The organism is Cohnella soli (assembly GCF_042655525.1).
GTDB classification, from domain to species: Bacteria; Bacillota; Bacilli; order Paenibacillales; family Paenibacillaceae; genus Cohnella; species Cohnella soli.
This window is the reverse complement of the sequence record NZ_JBHSMI010000009.1, coordinates 177847-193170: the sequence shown is the minus strand read 5'-3', so window position 1 is coordinate 193170 and position 15324 is coordinate 177847. Positions and strand designations below refer to the sequence as shown.

The 15324-nt window shown below is 52.3% G+C and carries 14 protein-coding genes; 11 read left to right on the top strand and 3 right to left on the bottom strand.

What is annotated here, in order from left to right:
• Positions 1–144 precede the first annotated feature (144 nt).
• Positions 145–1992, top strand: coding sequence for a putative bifunctional diguanylate cyclase/phosphodiesterase (locus tag ACFPOF_RS05510; RefSeq protein WP_378130389.1), 1848 nt, complete (start codon positions 145–147; stop codon positions 1990–1992).
• Between the two features lie 109 nt (positions 1993–2101).
• Here ACFPOF_RS05510 and ACFPOF_RS05505 read toward each other — a convergent pair whose 3' ends face one another.
• Positions 2102–2578, bottom strand: a complete 477-nt coding sequence (locus ACFPOF_RS05505) for a hypothetical protein (protein WP_378130387.1) — start codon at positions 2576–2578, stop codon at positions 2102–2104.
• Between the two features lie 179 nt (positions 2579–2757).
• Here ACFPOF_RS05505 and ACFPOF_RS05500 point away from each other — a divergent pair, with 179 nt between their 5' ends.
• Positions 2758–3069, top strand: a complete 312-nt coding sequence (locus ACFPOF_RS05500) for a YunC family protein (protein WP_378130385.1) — start codon at positions 2758–2760, stop codon at positions 3067–3069.
• Positions 3070–3106: 37 nt separating this feature from the next.
• Here the strand turns inward: ACFPOF_RS05500 and mtnA are convergent, their stop codons facing one another.
• The gene (gene mtnA, locus ACFPOF_RS05495; protein WP_378130383.1) at positions 3107–4186 is read right to left on the bottom strand and encodes an S-methyl-5-thioribose-1-phosphate isomerase; all 1080 of its coding nucleotides are present in this window, start codon (positions 4184–4186) and stop codon (positions 3107–3109) included.
• 28 nt (positions 4187–4214) lie between these two features.
• A complete protein-coding gene (gene mtnK, locus ACFPOF_RS05490) occupies positions 4215–5423 on the bottom strand; it encodes an S-methyl-5-thioribose kinase (protein WP_378130381.1) in 1209 nt (402 codons plus the stop codon).
• Between the two features lie 294 nt (positions 5424–5717).
• On the opposite strand from mtnK, the gene ACFPOF_RS05485 reads away from it, so the two are divergent.
• The 9 genes from ACFPOF_RS05485 to sufB all read left to right on the top strand — a co-directional run bounded on the left by ACFPOF_RS05485 (position 5718) and on the right by sufB (position 15300).
• The gene (locus tag ACFPOF_RS05485) at positions 5718–6983 is read left to right on the top strand and encodes a sugar ABC transporter substrate-binding protein (protein ID WP_378130379.1); all 1266 of its coding nucleotides are present in this window, start codon (positions 5718–5720) and stop codon (positions 6981–6983) included.
• A gap of 78 nt (positions 6984–7061) precedes the next feature.
• Positions 7062–8462, top strand: coding sequence for a hypothetical protein (locus ACFPOF_RS05480; protein ID WP_378130377.1), 1401 nt, complete (start codon positions 7062–7064; stop codon positions 8460–8462).
• Between the two features lie 148 nt (positions 8463–8610).
• Entirely contained in the window at positions 8611–9111 is a 501-nt protein-coding gene (locus ACFPOF_RS05475; protein WP_378130375.1) for a GyrI-like domain-containing protein, read from the top strand.
• Positions 9112–9379: 268 nt separating this feature from the next.
• Positions 9380–9952, top strand: coding sequence for a DUF1802 family protein (locus tag ACFPOF_RS05470; RefSeq protein WP_378130374.1), 573 nt, complete (start codon positions 9380–9382; stop codon positions 9950–9952).
• Positions 9953–10121: 169 nt separating this feature from the next.
• Complete coding sequence (gene sufC / locus ACFPOF_RS05465) at positions 10122–10901, top strand: Fe-S cluster assembly ATPase SufC (protein ID WP_378130372.1); 780 nt, start codon at positions 10122–10124, stop codon at positions 10899–10901.
• Positions 10902–10917: 16 nt separating this feature from the next.
• Entirely contained in the window at positions 10918–12219 is a 1302-nt protein-coding gene (sufD, locus tag ACFPOF_RS05460; protein WP_378130370.1) for a Fe-S cluster assembly protein SufD, read from the top strand.
• 2 nt (positions 12220–12221) lie between these two features.
• Positions 12222–13451: a cysteine desulfurase gene (locus tag ACFPOF_RS05455; protein WP_378130368.1), complete on the top strand. Its 1230-nt coding sequence runs from the start codon at positions 12222–12224 to the stop codon at positions 13449–13451.
• Entirely contained in the window at positions 13435–13884 is a 450-nt protein-coding gene (gene sufU, locus ACFPOF_RS05450; protein ID WP_378130366.1) for a Fe-S cluster assembly sulfur transfer protein SufU, read from the top strand. Before ACFPOF_RS05455 ends, sufU begins: the two co-directional genes overlap by 17 nt.
• Positions 13885–13902: 18 nt before the next feature.
• Positions 13903–15300, top strand: coding sequence for a Fe-S cluster assembly protein SufB (sufB, locus tag ACFPOF_RS05445; RefSeq protein WP_378130364.1), 1398 nt, complete (start codon positions 13903–13905; stop codon positions 15298–15300).
• Positions 15301–15324 lie beyond the last annotated feature (24 nt).

Genomic DNA, 15324 nt, shown 5'->3' with positions numbered 1-15324 from the left:
GGCACTGCCAATTCATCGTTGGTTGCGTAGATGCCCCGAGCTTTCGACTTTATTGGCAAATGACTATACAACCGATCAGATTGCTTTATAATGGAAAGGACTTGGATTCTCAGTTTTCCATTTGCGGAGGAAGGAGTCCACTTATTGAACGGATGGTCCGACAATGACATCTGGCTGGCTGCGCTCACTTCCGGCGCAGGGTTTGCCGCAGGGGCCGCTTCATTGGGTTGGCACTTCGCCAAGCAGAAATACCGGAAGCAATTTTCCAGTCCCGCATTTTCTTACGAGACGGAATTGCTCGACTCCCTGCACAAGTATAGTCCGATCGCATTCGCGGTCATCGACCGGCAAGGACGTTTCCTGAACATAAATCGGGACCCTTCCGATGTCGTCGGCTATGACAAGGAAGAGATGAGCGGAAAGACATTTGCGTCGCTGCTTCACGAGAGTTCGCTCGAGTCGACGCGTCAAGTTTTCCTTCGCACGCTGAACGGGGAAAAAGACACGCACGAGGTCAAAGTTATTCATAAGCAAGGTCATACGATCGATTTGAATATTTATACATCTCCTCTGATGAGGCGCGGCAAAGCTGTTGGCATTCTCGTATTTTTTCAGGACGTTAGCGAAAGAAAGCGGTCGCATGAAAAAATACGTTATATGGCTTATTACGACGACATGACCGGGTTGCCTAACCGTAGAAAGTTCATGAACAGCCTGCAAGCAAAAGTCGAGGATGCGCGCAAGAACGGACGGAGCCTTGCCGTCTGCTACTTGGACATTGATCGCTTTAAGTTAGTTAACGCCTCATTCGGCCGGGACTTCGGCGACATGCTGCTGATGCAGATCGCGGAGCGACTTAGCCGCGTTCAGAGCGATCCCGGGGAACTGGCGAGAATGGAAGGCGACGAGTTCGCTGCCAGTTTCAGCTTCTCGGCGGAAGACGGAGGCGTGAATGCGAGACTGGACCGTCTAATGGCCGTTCTTGAAGAGCCGTTCGAATTGAATGGCGTACCGATTCATGTGACGGCAAGCATTGGCGTAGCCGTCTTCGATGGCGGCGACGAGGATGCGGAGACGCTGCTCAATCGGGCGGATACGGCGCTGCATCGGGTGAAAGAGAATGGCAAGGACGATTATTTGCTTCACTCTGGAGAGATGGACCCGGTCGCGCTGCATAAGCTCACGTTGCAGCACGACCTGCGCAAGGCGCTGCTGAACGACGAGTTCCAATTGTATTACCAACCGCAATACGATCTTTCTTCCGGCCAGATTGTAGGCATGGAGGCGCTCATTCGCTGGAAGCACCCGAAAAGGGGACTTGTTCCGCCGTGCGACTTCATTCCGGCAGCCGAGGAGAGCGGAATCATCGTGCCGCTAGGCGAATGGGTCATCAAGGAAGCTTGCAGGCAGAACAAAGCTTGGCAGGACGAAGGAATACCTCGTATTCCCGTATCCGTCAATTTGTCGATCCGGCAGTTCTCTCAGCGCAATTTGAATGAGAAAGTGGCCGACATTTTGCGTTCATCAGGGCTTGAACCACGCTACCTGGAGCTGGAGATTACGGAGAGCATGACGATGGACGTTGAGCGCGCATCGCAATGTTTGAAGGAATTGACAGAGCTTGGGGTAAACATTAGCATCGATGACTTCGGCACCGGATACAGCTCGTTCCACTATTTGAAAAACTTGCCGATCGCAAGGTTGAAAATTGATCGCAGCTTCGTCAGAGACATTCAACAAGACCCGAACGACGCGGCCATCGTTGCGGCGATAATTGCAATGGCGCATAATCTGTCGCTTCAGGTGATCGCCGAAGGGGTAGAGACGGAGCATCAGGTGCATTTCTTGCGGTCTCATCGCTGTGACGAAATGCAAGGCTATTATGGCAGTCCGCCGCTATGCAGCGAGGAAATCGGCAAACTGTTGCGGGATAAGCTGAACCGGCCGGCGATCTCCGTGCGGCCGTCGACAGGAAACGGATTTACCGCTTAATGCCGGCTTATCAAGAAACCCTCGGGTTAGACGCGAATATCGCGCTCTGCCCGAGGGTTTCTTGTGTAATCCGTTGCTCGTAATCGTTGCTTGCTCACGTTGAGGAGCGTTACTGCTCGAAGTCGTCGATTTCAGTCAGGCCAACCGTATACACTTGCTTCTCGTCCACATGATAGACGGTCATCAGATTCGTACTCGCATCGAAATTAAGGATGCGGCATGGGATGTCCATCTTGACGCCACGGCCTTTGTTAATGCGAAGCCGGATCAATTGCTTGGTCTCGATTACATGCAAAATCCGAAGCTCAAGCGGCGTCGGCTGAGGCTGAGGCTGAGGCGACTGAGACGGCTCTACCGGCTTGGAAGCAGGCGATTTGGCTTGCTCGGGGGCTTTCGCCGGAGCGGATGATTTGCCCGTTCTTGCGGCATCAGACTTCCCGTTTGGTCCGCCGATCTTATAATCCAGTCCGGAGCCATTCAGGGCGGCAATCAATTGGACGAGAGCAGCAGCCTCGGAGGCTGCCGAAATCCGGATATCGATTTGAAACGAAAAGGAGCCGTCGGCTGTATTGGGGGAATTGTTCATTCTGAGGCCTCCTTACTTAGTTCGATAAAACCATGCCTTTAATCCCACTATATCACGAGATCCGAGCCCAATATAGAGCTAATGGTCCTATCGCCCTGAAAAATGATCGTGCAGGAGCATAATCTATAGCGAATGTATTTCATGCGCCCAGCAATCGGGGGAGCCGGGGAGGTGGAAGCATGGTTAAAGTCGTACCGTTCCAGTTCGATGGATGGACGGCGATCGGCGTTGAAGTGCTGTTACCGAAAACGACGTTGCTTTCGATTTCAGTGGACGATGGTTATATAATGTGCGGCGCGTTGGACATTCATTTACTGAACACGCGTTTGAAAAGCCGCGGTATCATAGCTGGTCGCGCCGTCGGGGTACGCACGTTCGAACAACTGCTCGAGGCGCCGCTAGAGTCCGTTACGGACGCCGCGGAGTCGCTTGGCATCCATGCGGGAATGACCGGTCAAGATGCGTTACGGATTATGGCAACGCATACTTGATCGGCACATCCGGGAGTTCTGGTTTTCCCGGGATTCATCAGTTAATGAACAGTTTTTTGAGGTTCTCCGCGTATGGTGCGCGTACGATGCCTTTTTCGGTAATAATCGCGGTAACGTACTCGTTTGGCGTAATGTCGAATGCAGGGTTGTAGATGGCTACGCCATGCGGGGCGGTACGTTTACCGAATCCGGCGGCGACTTCGTCCGCATGGCGTTCTTCGATCGGAATGTCGGCGCCGGTCGGCGTCGACAGATCAATCGTGGAAAGCGGACAAGCGACGTAGAATGGGATTCCGTGTGCCTTGGCTAATACGGCAACGCTGTACGTACCGATTTTGTTAGCGACGTCACCGTTCGCGGCGACGCGGTCCGTACCGACAATGACGGCTTGAATCCAGCCTTTAGACATAACATGTCCGGCCATGTTGTCGCAGATTAGCGTTACGTCCACTCCCGCCTGCTGCAGCTCGAATGCGGTCAAGCGAGCTCCTTGCAGCACCGGGCGAGTCTCGTCGGCAAATACTTTTAATTTCATGCCTTGCTCAAGCGCGAGGTAGAAAGGTGAAAGCGCCGTACCGTACTTCGCTGTGGCGAGCCCGCCCGCATTGCAATGCGTCAATACGCCCATGCCGTCTTCGAACAAGGTCAGCGCGTGTTCGCCGATCCGGCGATTGGTCTCCTCGTCTTCAGCCTGGATGCGCAGCGCCTCGTCGAGAAGAGCCGCGGTCATCGCTACAGTCGGCGTTCCTTCGCTAGCGAGATCGCGCGCACGTGCCTTCATCCGGTCCAACGCCCAGAACAGATTAACGGCTGTCGGCCTCGAAGTCGCCAAGTAAGCGGCGTGTTTCTCCGCTTCGGAGAGCCAATCGGCCGCGGTTCCTTCGAAGCCGGCTACGCCGAGGACGACACCGTAAGCGGCGGCGATGCCGATGGCAGGCGCTCCGCGCACTTTTAGTTCGCGAATTGCTTCCCAGACATCCTGGGGGGTCGTCAAGCGCAAATATACAGTTTGCTCGGGCAATAGACGTTGATCCAGCAGGGATAAAGAATCGTTCTCCCAGCGCAGCGATTGCAACGCTTCGCGCGGGGAGTCTTTCGAATTCAGTTCATTGCTCATGAAGTTGCTCCTTTCGATATGGCGAGTCTTAGCCTTGTACGGAAGCCTCGGCGATGTCGATCAATTGTTCGATGGAAATGGCTTGGCGGTTGATTTTGATCAATGATTTACCGATCTCCAGCGCGATCCGCTGCGCTTTCGCGCGTACGTCTGCGTCCGGAATGCGGTCGATGTCCGCGACGTGGGCTAGACCGACGATTCTGCGTACCATTTTGGCCCCGGTGAAACCGATCGTATCTTGTAGCAGCCTCTTCAAGTAATCATCCTGGTAAGATTTCAGTTTCGCGACACGATCGATACCGTGCTCGTCCCAGAGGGCACGGAACTTGCTTTCGAACGATGTCCAGATTTCGCTTATCGTACCAAGCAAATATTGTCTGCGGTCGGAGCGGGCAGATGTCTCCGTAGTCCAATGCTCTTGCGAGGCGAAGTGCAATAGCAAATTAGCGAATACGGCACCGATGTCGAAGCCGATCGGTCCGAAATAAGCGAACTCAGGATCGATCACCTTTGTCGATTCCGGCGTAATGAAAATGCTACCCGTATGCAAATCCCCGTGAAGGAGCGCTTGCGCATGCGTCAGGAACTTCTCGCGCAGCAGCGCGATTTCCAGATGCAACGTCTCATCCGTCCACAGCTGCTTCGCATCGTCGCGCAAATGTTCGTCGAAATTATTCGTGTCAGCATCTGTATAAGGATGATCGAAGATCAGATCTTCGGTAATCTTGCACAGGTCAGGATTAATGAACGAGCCGAGGAGCGTTTTCTTCTCTTGCTGGTTCATGCCGAGGTCCGAAGTGAAAAATAACGTTCTAGCGAGGAATTCGGAGATGTGACCTGCGAATAGCGGGTACGTACCGCCGTCGATTAATCCTTGCCGCATGATTTTGTGGCTGCTCAAGTCTTCCATGACGGTCAGCGCCAGATCGTGGTCGGTGTGGTACACGAGAGGGACAAGCCCAGGAGCAAGGCGCGATTCGAGTAATAGAGCTTCGCTTTCGATGCGAGCGCGATCGAGCGAAAGCGGCCATGATTCTCCGACGACTTTTGCATACGGCAGCGCTTGTTTCACGATCAGGCTGCGGCCGCTCGAAGGCTGGCTGACATGAAAGACGAGATTCAGATTTCCGTCTCCGATCTCGCGGGAGATGAGTTCACCTTGCGTTTCGAATATACCGGCAATGGAACGGGCGATTTGGATCGCTTCGGACTCGGTTAATGGATGATAGTTGCTCAATTCGTTCGCCTCCACTGGTTTTCCGATTGGTTCAGTTGTATTTAATGATAACACGTCTAGATGTTAGTATAATGCACTTTATTAGCGGTTTAAAGTAACTATGGCCAAATGTGACCGAGCGAATGAATCTTGCGGAAAGATGTACCAACGATGATATAATAAATAAAAAATGGAAAACGAAAGATAGCCGATTATGCAACGTGCCAATAGATTCAAATCAAGAAGGGGGTCGTCAGTATTACAAACAAATATAAAGCATTTATCGTTCCCCCTGTAGTAGCATTGACGCTGGTCATGTCGGCGTGCAGCGAAAAGGAGAATGATGAGACTTATTTTTCGCCGACCGCAACGTTGCCTGCGTTGTCGGAAACTGCAAATCCATCTGGGTCTCCAACGATAGACCATGAACTGAAACCTGAAGCTGGCGCATCCCTCGTCGTATGGGAATCGAAAGGAAAACCTCTCGAGAGCCTGGAGAAAGTTGCACAGGAATTTACAGCGCAATATAACATTTCAGTTAAGGTTGAAGAGGTCGAAGAATCGGAACAAATCAACAAACTGATCAACGATGGCCCCGCCGGTGCCGATGTCGTCATCTTCCCTCACGATAATCTGGGTAAAGCGGTCGCTGCCGGAATTTTACTTGAAAACGATTACTTCCATAATGATACGACTGAAGCAAATTCCGAAGCGTCTACGAAGTCGTTTACGCTTAAGGATGTTTTGTATGGCTACCCGATTGCGGTTGAAACGTATGCGATGTTCTACAACAAAGATCTGATTTCAGAACCTCCCAAATCCTATGACGAGATTTTCGCTTTCGCGAAATCTTTCAATAAAAAGGGTCAATATGCGATTATGTGGGAACTCTCGAACTTTTATTATGAGTACAGCTTCCTGGCTACGCCTGGAGGATATGTATTCGGTCAAAACGGATCCGACTCAGGTGATATCGGGCTTAACAATGATGGAGCTGTCAAAGGTGCGGAAATGTACAAGAAGCTGCGTGAGATTTTGCCGATGAAGGTAGCAGACGTAACGTTCGATGCAAAGAAAGGCTTGTTTAATAGTGGTAAGCTCGCTTTGGACATTAATGGCCCATGGGTGATTTCCGATTTGAAAGCATCCGGTATCAACTTCGGCATCGCTCCTTTGCCTTCGATTGACGGCAAATCTGGCGTATGGTTCTCAGGTGTTAAAGGTTTCGCAGTCAGTTCCTTCACGAAATATCCAAATGCAGCGAAGTTGTTTGCTCATTTTGCATCGTCAAAAGATAAGCAATTGATGTATTACAAGGAGATGGGCTTCCTACCTTCTAATAAGGAGGCGGTTAAAGATCCTCAAGTTTCATCCGATCCGTTTGCTGTCATTATGCTGGATCAATTTAATAAATCCAGTCCGATGCCGAACATTCCTGAAATGGGCAACGTATGGGATCCGATGAAAGCAGCTATGGCCGACATTTGGGATAATGGCAAAGATCCGAGAACGGCACTAGACAACGGCGTTAATCAAATCCAAGCAAAGAATCGCAATCAAATGTCCAACGCGAACATGTGAAAGGCAAGCCGGGAAGAACGCCTATCCACCCGCAAGCATACGATGTATCACATACACGTATGACGGGAGTGAGGCAAGTTGGACATTCAGTTAACTTCGCTGCACTGGGTGTATTTGGCTTTTATCGTATTTATATTAGGGCTGCTGGTAAGAAAGAGAGATACGACTTTAATATGCGTCGCAGGTATTTTCACCCTGGGGATTATCGCGACGGAAAGCTTAAGCGGGTCCGTGTCAGGCATATTCAACAGTTTCATCTATGCGACGAAAGAGCTTATCGGCACGATCTTTATCATTTCCATCATTGTCGCTATGAGCCGCGTGCTCATTATTACGGGTATTAATGAGACGATGGTGAAACCGATTACCGGTTTTCTGCGAACGCCGACACTCGCCTTCTGGGGCATCGGCATTATCATGATGGTAACGTCGCTGTTTTTCTGGCCGTCGCCGGCTGTTGCCCTAATCGGGGCCGTGCTGCTTCCCGTCGCGCTTCGGGTTGGTTTGCCGGCGCTTGGCGCGGCGATCGCCATGAATTTGTTCGGACACGGTATCGCGTTGTCGGGAGACTACATTATTCAAGGGGCACCCAAGCTGACTGCTGACGCTGCGGGGCTGCAAGTATCGAAGGTGATGGAAGGAAGCGTGCCTCTCGTTATCGTAATGGGACTCGTAACGACGATCGTCGCTTTCTGGATGATGAGACGGGATATGAAAAACGGCAAATGGAACAATGGTCTCGTCGAAGGTGGAGCGGGCACTGCAGTAGGAGAATCGACGGCTACCGTGAAACTTCCGGAAAGCATGAAGAGAGCGCTTGCAATCGCCATTCCCGTCTTGTTCGCCATTGACGTTGTTGCGATGTTCCGGTTCGATTTGCAAGGGGGAGATGCAACAGCGCTTATTGGCGGCACTGCGGTGTTCATCCTGGCTTGCGTAACGCTGATTGCCCATCGTAACAAAGGGCTTGAGGAGACGACCGCCCATTTAATAGAAGGCTTTCAATTTGGCTTCCGCGTGTTCGGTCCGGTTATTCCAATCGCCGCTTTTTTTTATTTGGGCGATTCGGCGTTCAAAGATTTGTTCGGCAACGGATTGCCGGACGGTTCGCATGGCATCGTCAACGATCTCGGCGTCGCCCTCGCGAATGCTGTACCGATGAACGGAGCGGTTGCATCTGCTACGCTTTCGGTAACGGGGGCGATTACGGGGCTTGACGGTTCGGGTTTCTCCGGCATTTCGCTTGTCGGCTCCATCGCGCACATGTTTTCTACCGCTATTGGAGGCGGGGCGGCGACGTTAACCGCGCTCGGTCAGGTGGCGGCGATCTGGGTCGGAGGCGGAACGCTTATCCCGTGGGCGCTTATTCCCGCGGCTGCAATATGCGGGGTAAGCCCGTTTGAGCTCGCTCGTCGCAACTTAAAGCCAGTGCTGTTTGGACTTGCGGTCACGACGGTCGTAGCGATGTTCATTGTCTAGATCGGAAAGTTGAGAAGGTCGCGGCACGCCCATCCGAGATCGGATGGGCGTGCCGCGACCTTTTTCCAATTTTTTCAGGGCAAGAAGGAAATAATGGTAACAAAGACGAAAATATAACTTCAAGTGAATCGATCAGGAGCGTGAACTTATGTCTGTGAACCCGCAGTTCGTTCGAAAGAAAAGCTTTTATTTGGTCGGCGAAGATCGCTATACCGCTAACGGCATTTCCGATATTCGCGAGGCGTGGGACGCTTTACACAGAAGGCTGGAGGAGATCCGCAGCCGAGTGCCGTCGGGCGCGCTGCTCGGATTCGAAGATTATTCGAGAGAGACGCAGATGAAGCCTGGGCAGTTCCCGGAATTCCATTATATTGCGGCAGCGGAAGTTGAGCGAATCGAGGACGTGCCGGGAGGTATGTACGCGAAGGAAGTACCGGAAGCAACCTATGCGGTATTTTCCTATCGAGGCCCTATATCGTCTTTGTCAGGTATGTTCCGATACATTTATGACGAATGGTTTCCATCTTCGGGTTATAAGCTGGACCCGAAAGTCCAAGCCGACTTCGAATATTATACGGAGCAAATAACGGACTGGAGTAATGCCAGTATCGAAATATACATTCCGGTCGTAACGCTGACGGGCGAATAAGTATCATTGCCGGAAGACGAATAAGCGAGTGGATTAGAGAGCGGACGAACGGACTCGAAAAAGGAAATCTGTGTTATAATGATCGTATTGCCGAAGTGACCGCATTGTCTCTTCAGGAGATCGAGAAGCTTGATCGGGATGCAAAGCCATAAGCGACTGCCGCTGGAGAACGGTGCAAAAGCCTGCCTTCCAGCGTTTTTTTATATGAAACTTTGGCTTCTGTGCTATAATTGTGCGTGCCATATGTCAAGATCGGAGGAGAAATCGAATGGAATGCGTTATCGCATTGCGAGAGTGGGCGGTCGCCGTCAAGGCGCTTGAGGCGGGACGTCAGATTATCGTATTGCGCAAAGGCGGTATTGCCGAGGAGACGAAGGAATTTCGTCTGGAAAGCCCGGCATTTTATTTATTTCCGTCGTTCGAGCATCAACGGCCGCACCTGGTGAAGCCGGAAGCGGGAGACATGGTTGGATTGACGGAAGCCGAGGCATCCGCATTTGCCGGTCGTGCTCGCATTACATCCTATGCCGAAGTGGCGGACGATATTGAAGTAACGGATGCGGAGACGCTGCGCCGACTGGACGCTTTGCATATTTGGACCGAAGATTACGCGGAAGAACGTCTAAAGTGGAAAAAAACGAAGCCGCTGCACGTGCTCGTCCTCCGGGTATACACGCTTGAAGAGCCGAAGGAAATTCCGATGCTCGAAAGTTACGGTGGTTGCAAATCCTGGCTGACGATCGAAGACGCAGGGGGACGGTCTGACTTTATGAAGCCTGTTATCAATGATAGCGATTTCAAAAAAATGGCCGCTGCAGTAAAGCAAGCAATCGCCGGCTGATTGCATTTGTTCCGGACCTTACTTCCCTAAGAGGGAGAAGGCCCGGTTTGCTTTTTCGACGTTTCTTTCATAAAATTGTTATTGAGAATCAGTGAGAATCAAATTAAAATGATTATAATTAAGGATTAATTAAACCGATTGATCCGCTTAGAAACTTGGAGGTTTGCGAATGTCTACTCAATTTGAAATTCAAGGCTTGAAATCGTCTATCGAAGGCAAAGAGATATTGAAAGGAATCGATTTGAAAATCAAAGGCGGCGAGGTCCACGCGATCATGGGACCGAACGGCACAGGTAAAAGTACGCTGGCGTCCGCACTTATGGGACATCCGAAATACGAAGTGACGGACGGCTCCGTGACGTTAAACGGGGAAGATGTGCTGGAGATGGGCGTTGACGAACGCGCACGCGCAGGTCTGTTCCTCGCTATGCAATATCCAAGCGAAATTACGGGCGTCACGAACGCCGACTTCCTGCGCAGCGCAATCAATGCTCGTCGCGGCGAAGGCAACGAGATTTCTCTTATTAAGTTCGTTCGCCAGATGGAAGGCAAAATGAAAGAACTGGAAATGAACCCAGAGTTCATGCACCGTTACTTGAATGAAGGCTTCTCCGGCGGCGAGAAAAAACGCAACGAAATTTTGCAAATGATGCTGCTCGATCCGAAGCTCGTCATCCTCGATGAGATCGACTCCGGTCTCGACATCGATGCTCTTCGCATCGTCGCCGAAGGCGTGAACGCGATGCGTTCCGAAGAACGCGGCTTCTTGATCATCACTCACTACCAGCGTTTGCTGAACTATATTACGCCAGACTTCGTTCATGTCATGATGCAAGGACGCATCGTGAAATCCGGCGGACCGGAGCTCGCTCACCGTCTGGAAGCCGAAGGTTACGATTGGGTTAAAGAAGAACTGGGCATCGTCGACGAGACCGTCGGCCAAGCTTAAGAGGGGGCCAGCATCGATGAGTACACCAACCACCTCTTTCGGCCGTGAGGCCGCCGGAGCTGTTGCTCGCAGCAAGAATGAGCCTGCTTGGCTCGTAGCGCAGCGTGAGGAAGCCGGAGCGCTTGCCGCACAGCTCGAATTGCCGAAACCAGAGAAGCTTTCACTTGCCAAATGGACGCTCGATCAGTACGGATCGAATCGCCCGGGACAATCTGTTTCTTCAGCAGCTGATCTGCCTGCTCCGATAGCCGCACTGTTGCCAGAGAACAGCGGTTCCCTAATTGTCCAGCACAATTCATCCGTCGTATTCGTTAAGCTTTCTGACGAGTTGAAGGCGCAAGGCGTCGTACTGACGAGCTTGGAAGATGCGGCTCGCAACCACGAAGACCTGTTCCGCAACCATTTCATGACCGCCTATACCAAAGATGAGCACAAGCTGTCTGCGGTTCACGGAGCGCTCTGGAATGGCGGCGTGTTCCTATACGTACCGAAAAACGTCGTCATCGAAGAGCCGATTCAGGCGCTTCTGTTCGCGGATGACGCGGAAGCGACGTTTATGCCGCACGTGCTCGTCGTTGCGGATACGAACAGCCGGGTGTCTTTCGTGGAACAGTTAGCTTCCGGACTTGCGGACGCAACTACCACATTGCTGCACAACAGCGCGGTCGAAGTGTTCGCGAAATCCGGAGCGGTCGTTCAATACGCAGCCGTCCATCAAATGGATGCCAGCGCCATCGATATAGCCTATCGCCGCGCGGTGCTCGAAAGCGACTCCCGCGTCGAATGGATCGTCGGAGATTTGCATAACGGCAATGCCATAACGGATACGAAGTCAGTTCTGAAAGGCAATGGCTCTACGTCCGATTCCAAAATCATTTCGATCGGTACGGGCAGCCAGCGCATGAGCTTGACGACGCAGGCAGTTCACTTCGGTCGCTCTACAGAGAGCGACATGATTACCCGCGCTGTAATGAAAGAAGAAGCGACGGCGATTATCAACGGGGTTACGAAGATCGAGAAAGGCGCGACGAAAGCGAACGGACAGCAGACGGAGAAAGTTCTCATGCTGAGTCCGAAAGCGCGCGGCGATGCGAACCCGATCTTGCTGATCGACGAGGACGACGTTAAAGCGGGTCACGCAGCTAGCGTCGGCCAAGTAAATGCCGATCAAGTGTATTACTTGATGTCGCGGGGCATTACACGCAAAGAAGCGGAGAGACTGATCATTCACGGCTTCCTTGATCCGGTCGTCTCCGAAATTCCGTTGGAAGGGCTGCGCGAGCAACTGCATCGCATTTTAGAAAGAAAGCTGGGCTGACCATGGATCCGATCGCATTAAAAGCGGAATTTCCGATACTCCATCAGGATATTAACGGGCATCCGCTCGTATACCTGGATAACGCGGCGACGACGCAGAAGCCGCGGTCGGTCATCGAAGCCGTCAAGCGTTATTACGAGCATGATAATGCGAACGTTCATCGCGGCGTTCATACGCTCGGAACGCGCGCGACGGACGCGTATGAAGGAGCTCGCGAGAAAGTCGCGAAGTTTCTGAACGCTCCGGCGTCTCGCCAAATTATTTTTACCCGCGGTACGACGACAGCTCTAAATCTCGTCGCATCGGGGTATGCGCGCCAGACGTTGCGCGAAGGCGACGAAATCGTCATTACGCAGATGGAGCACCATGCTAACTTGATTCCTTGGCAACAAGCCGCCAAGGCGACAGGTGCGACGCTGAAATATATTCCGCTTCAATCGAACGGTACGATCGCGATTGCCGACGTCGAAGCTACGGTTACCAGTCACACGAAAATCGTCGCGATCGCGTATGCTTCGAATGTGCTCGGCACGATCAATCCGATCGCGAGCATCGCTGAAATCGCGCATCGCAACGGCGCGATCATCGTTGTAGACGGTGCGCAAAGCGCGCCTCATATGAAAGTGGACGTGCAGGCGCTCGATATCGACTTCTATGCGTTCTCCGGCCATAAGATGTGCGGTCCGACCGGAATCGGGGCGCTTTATGGGAAAGCGAAGCTGCTCGAAAATATGGAACCGATCGAATTTGGCGGCGAGATGATCGATTTCGTCGACTTGTACGACTCGACGTGGAAAGAAATTCCGTGGAAGTTCGAAGGTGGGACGCCTATAATTGCGGGAGCGGTCGGCCTCGGTGCCGCAATCGACTTCCTCGAGCAAGTCGGTCTCGATCATATTCACAACCACGAAATCAAGCTTACCCGGTATGCAATGGAGAGATTGTCCGCTATTGAGGGGCTGACGATTTACGGTCCTCGCGAGGAACGCGTCGGGCTTGTGACGTTTAATCTCGGCGACGTACACCCTCACGACGTGGCGACGGTGCTGGACACGAACGGTGTCGCCGTGAGGGCGGGGCATCATTGCGCGCAGCCGCTCATGAAATGGCTGAAAGTTAGTGCAACGGCAAGGGCAAGCTTCTATCTGTACAATACCGAGCACGATGTCGACCGGCTGGCCGAATCGCTGGTAAAGACAAAGGAGTTTTTCGGTTATGAGCCAACTAGATGATTTGTACCGTCGCGTCATTATGGATCATTACAAAACGCCACGAAATCGCGGAGAGCTCGAGCAAGACTCGGTCACCGTCAATTTGAACAACCCGACTTGCGGAGATCGCATTTCGCTCCAGCTTCAGATCGAGGACGGCATTGTCCGCAACGTGAAGTTCACGGGCGAAGGCTGCTCGATCAGCATGTCGTCTGCTTCGATGATGACGGAAGCGGTTATGGGCAAGACGAGTGAAGAAGCGCTGGCGATTGCAGACAAATTTTCCGCGCTCATGAAAGGCGAAGCCGTCGAGTTCGACGATTACGAAGATCTTGAGGCGTTATCGGGCGTCAATAAATTTCCGGCCAGAATCAAGTGCGCGACGCTCGCTTGGAACGCACTGCGCAAAGGCGTGGAACACGGGCACGGCAAACACGAAGGCATCGAACAATAAACGAGGAGGTTGATGAACATGGCGAAGCAAATGCCCGATTTGGACGAATACAAATACGGCTTTCGCGACGAGCATAAAGCCATTTTCCAATCCGGTAAAGGGTTGACCGAAGAAATCGTCCGTACGATTTCCGAGATGAAAGGCGAACCGGAATGGATGCTGAAATTCCGTCTGAAATCGCTGGAGCAATTCCGTAAGATGGAAATGCCGAAGTGGGGCGGCAACATGGATGATCTTGATTTCGAAGATATCCAATACTACGTTAAACCTTCGGAAAAGCAAGGCAAGACTTGGGAAGAAGTGCCCGAGGAAATTAAAGCGACGTTCGACAAACTGGGTATCCCTGAAGCCGAGCAGAAATTCCTTGCCGGTGTATCGGCTCAATATGAGTCCGAAGTCGTCTACCACAGCATGCAGGAGGATCTCGAGAAGCAGGGCGTTATTTTCATGGACACTGACACTGCGATCCGCGAGCATCCGGAAATTTTCAAAGAATATTTCGGGACGGTCATTCCGCCTGCGGACAACAAGTTCGCGGCGCTGAACAGCGCAGTATGGTCCGGCGGCAGCTTCATTTACGTGCCGAAAGGCGTGCAATGTACGGTTCCGCTTCAAGCGTACTTCCGGATTAACTCCGAGAACATGGGGCAATTCGAACGAACGCTGATCATCGCCGACGAAGGCAGCTCCGTGCACTATGTCGAGGGTTGTACGGCCCCGGTATACAGCACTAACTCGCTGCATAGTGCTGTCGTTGAGATCATCGTCAAGAAAGACGCGCGCGTCCGCTACACGACGATCCAGAACTGGGCTCCGAACATTTATAACCTCGTCACGAAACGCGCCGTCGCCGAAGAAAATGCGACGATGGAATGGGTCGACGGCAACATCGGCTCCAAGCTGACGATGAAATACCCTGCGGTCGTGCTCAAAGGCCGCGGCGCGAAAGGTATGGTTCTGTCCATTGCCGTTGCGGGCAAAGGCCAGCACCAGGACGCAGGCGCTAAAATGCTTCATCTGGCGCCGGACACGAGCTCGACGATCGTTTCCAAGTCGATCTCCAAACACGGCGGCAAAGTTACGTATCGCGGTCTCGCTTCTTTCGGACGCAATGCCGAAGGCGCGAAAGCGAACATCAAATGCGATACGCTCATTCTCGACAACGAATCGACGAGCGATACGATTCCGTACAACGAGATCATGAACGACAACATTACGCTTGAGCACGAAGCGACCGTATCCAAGGTATCCGAGGATCAATTGTTCTACCTCATGAGCCGCGGATTATCGGAAGCCGATGCGACGCAAATGATCGTCATGGGTTTCATCGAGCCGTTCACGAAAGAATTGCCGATGGAGTACGCGGTCGAAATGAATCGCTTAATCAAAATGGAAATGGAAGGCAGCATCGGCTAACAAGTCGAAATACGCGTCCGATCG

Excerpts from the sequence above, each read along its gene's own strand:
- ACFPOF_RS05505 (WP_378130387.1), bottom strand. The coding sequence starts at position 2,578 with ATGAACAATTCCCCCAATACAGCCGACGGCTCCTTTTCGTTTCAAATC.
- sufC (WP_378130372.1), top strand. The coding sequence starts at position 10,122 with ATGTCTACTCAATTTGAAATTCAAGGCTTGAAATCGTCTATCGAAGGC.
- sufU (WP_378130366.1), top strand. The coding sequence starts at position 13,435 with ATGAGCCAACTAGATGATTTGTACCGTCGCGTCATTATGGATCATTAC.
- ACFPOF_RS05475 (WP_378130375.1), top strand. The coding sequence starts at position 8,611 with ATGTCTGTGAACCCGCAGTTCGTTCGAAAGAAAAGCTTTTATTTGGTC.
- ACFPOF_RS05470 (WP_378130374.1), top strand. The coding sequence starts at position 9,380 with ATGGAATGCGTTATCGCATTGCGAGAGTGGGCGGTCGCCGTCAAGGCG.
- mtnA (WP_378130383.1), bottom strand. The coding sequence starts at position 4,186 with ATGAGCAATGAACTGAATTCGAAAGACTCCCCGCGCGAAGCGTTGCAA.
- ACFPOF_RS05500 (WP_378130385.1), top strand. The coding sequence starts at position 2,758 with ATGGTTAAAGTCGTACCGTTCCAGTTCGATGGATGGACGGCGATCGGC.
- ACFPOF_RS05485 (WP_378130379.1), top strand. The coding sequence starts at position 5,718 with ATGTCGGCGTGCAGCGAAAAGGAGAATGATGAGACTTATTTTTCGCCG.
- sufD (WP_378130370.1), top strand. The coding sequence starts at position 10,918 with ATGAGTACACCAACCACCTCTTTCGGCCGTGAGGCCGCCGGAGCTGTT.
- sufB (WP_378130364.1), top strand. The coding sequence starts at position 13,903 with ATGGCGAAGCAAATGCCCGATTTGGACGAATACAAATACGGCTTTCGC.
- ACFPOF_RS05455 (WP_378130368.1), top strand. The coding sequence starts at position 12,222 with ATGGATCCGATCGCATTAAAAGCGGAATTTCCGATACTCCATCAGGAT.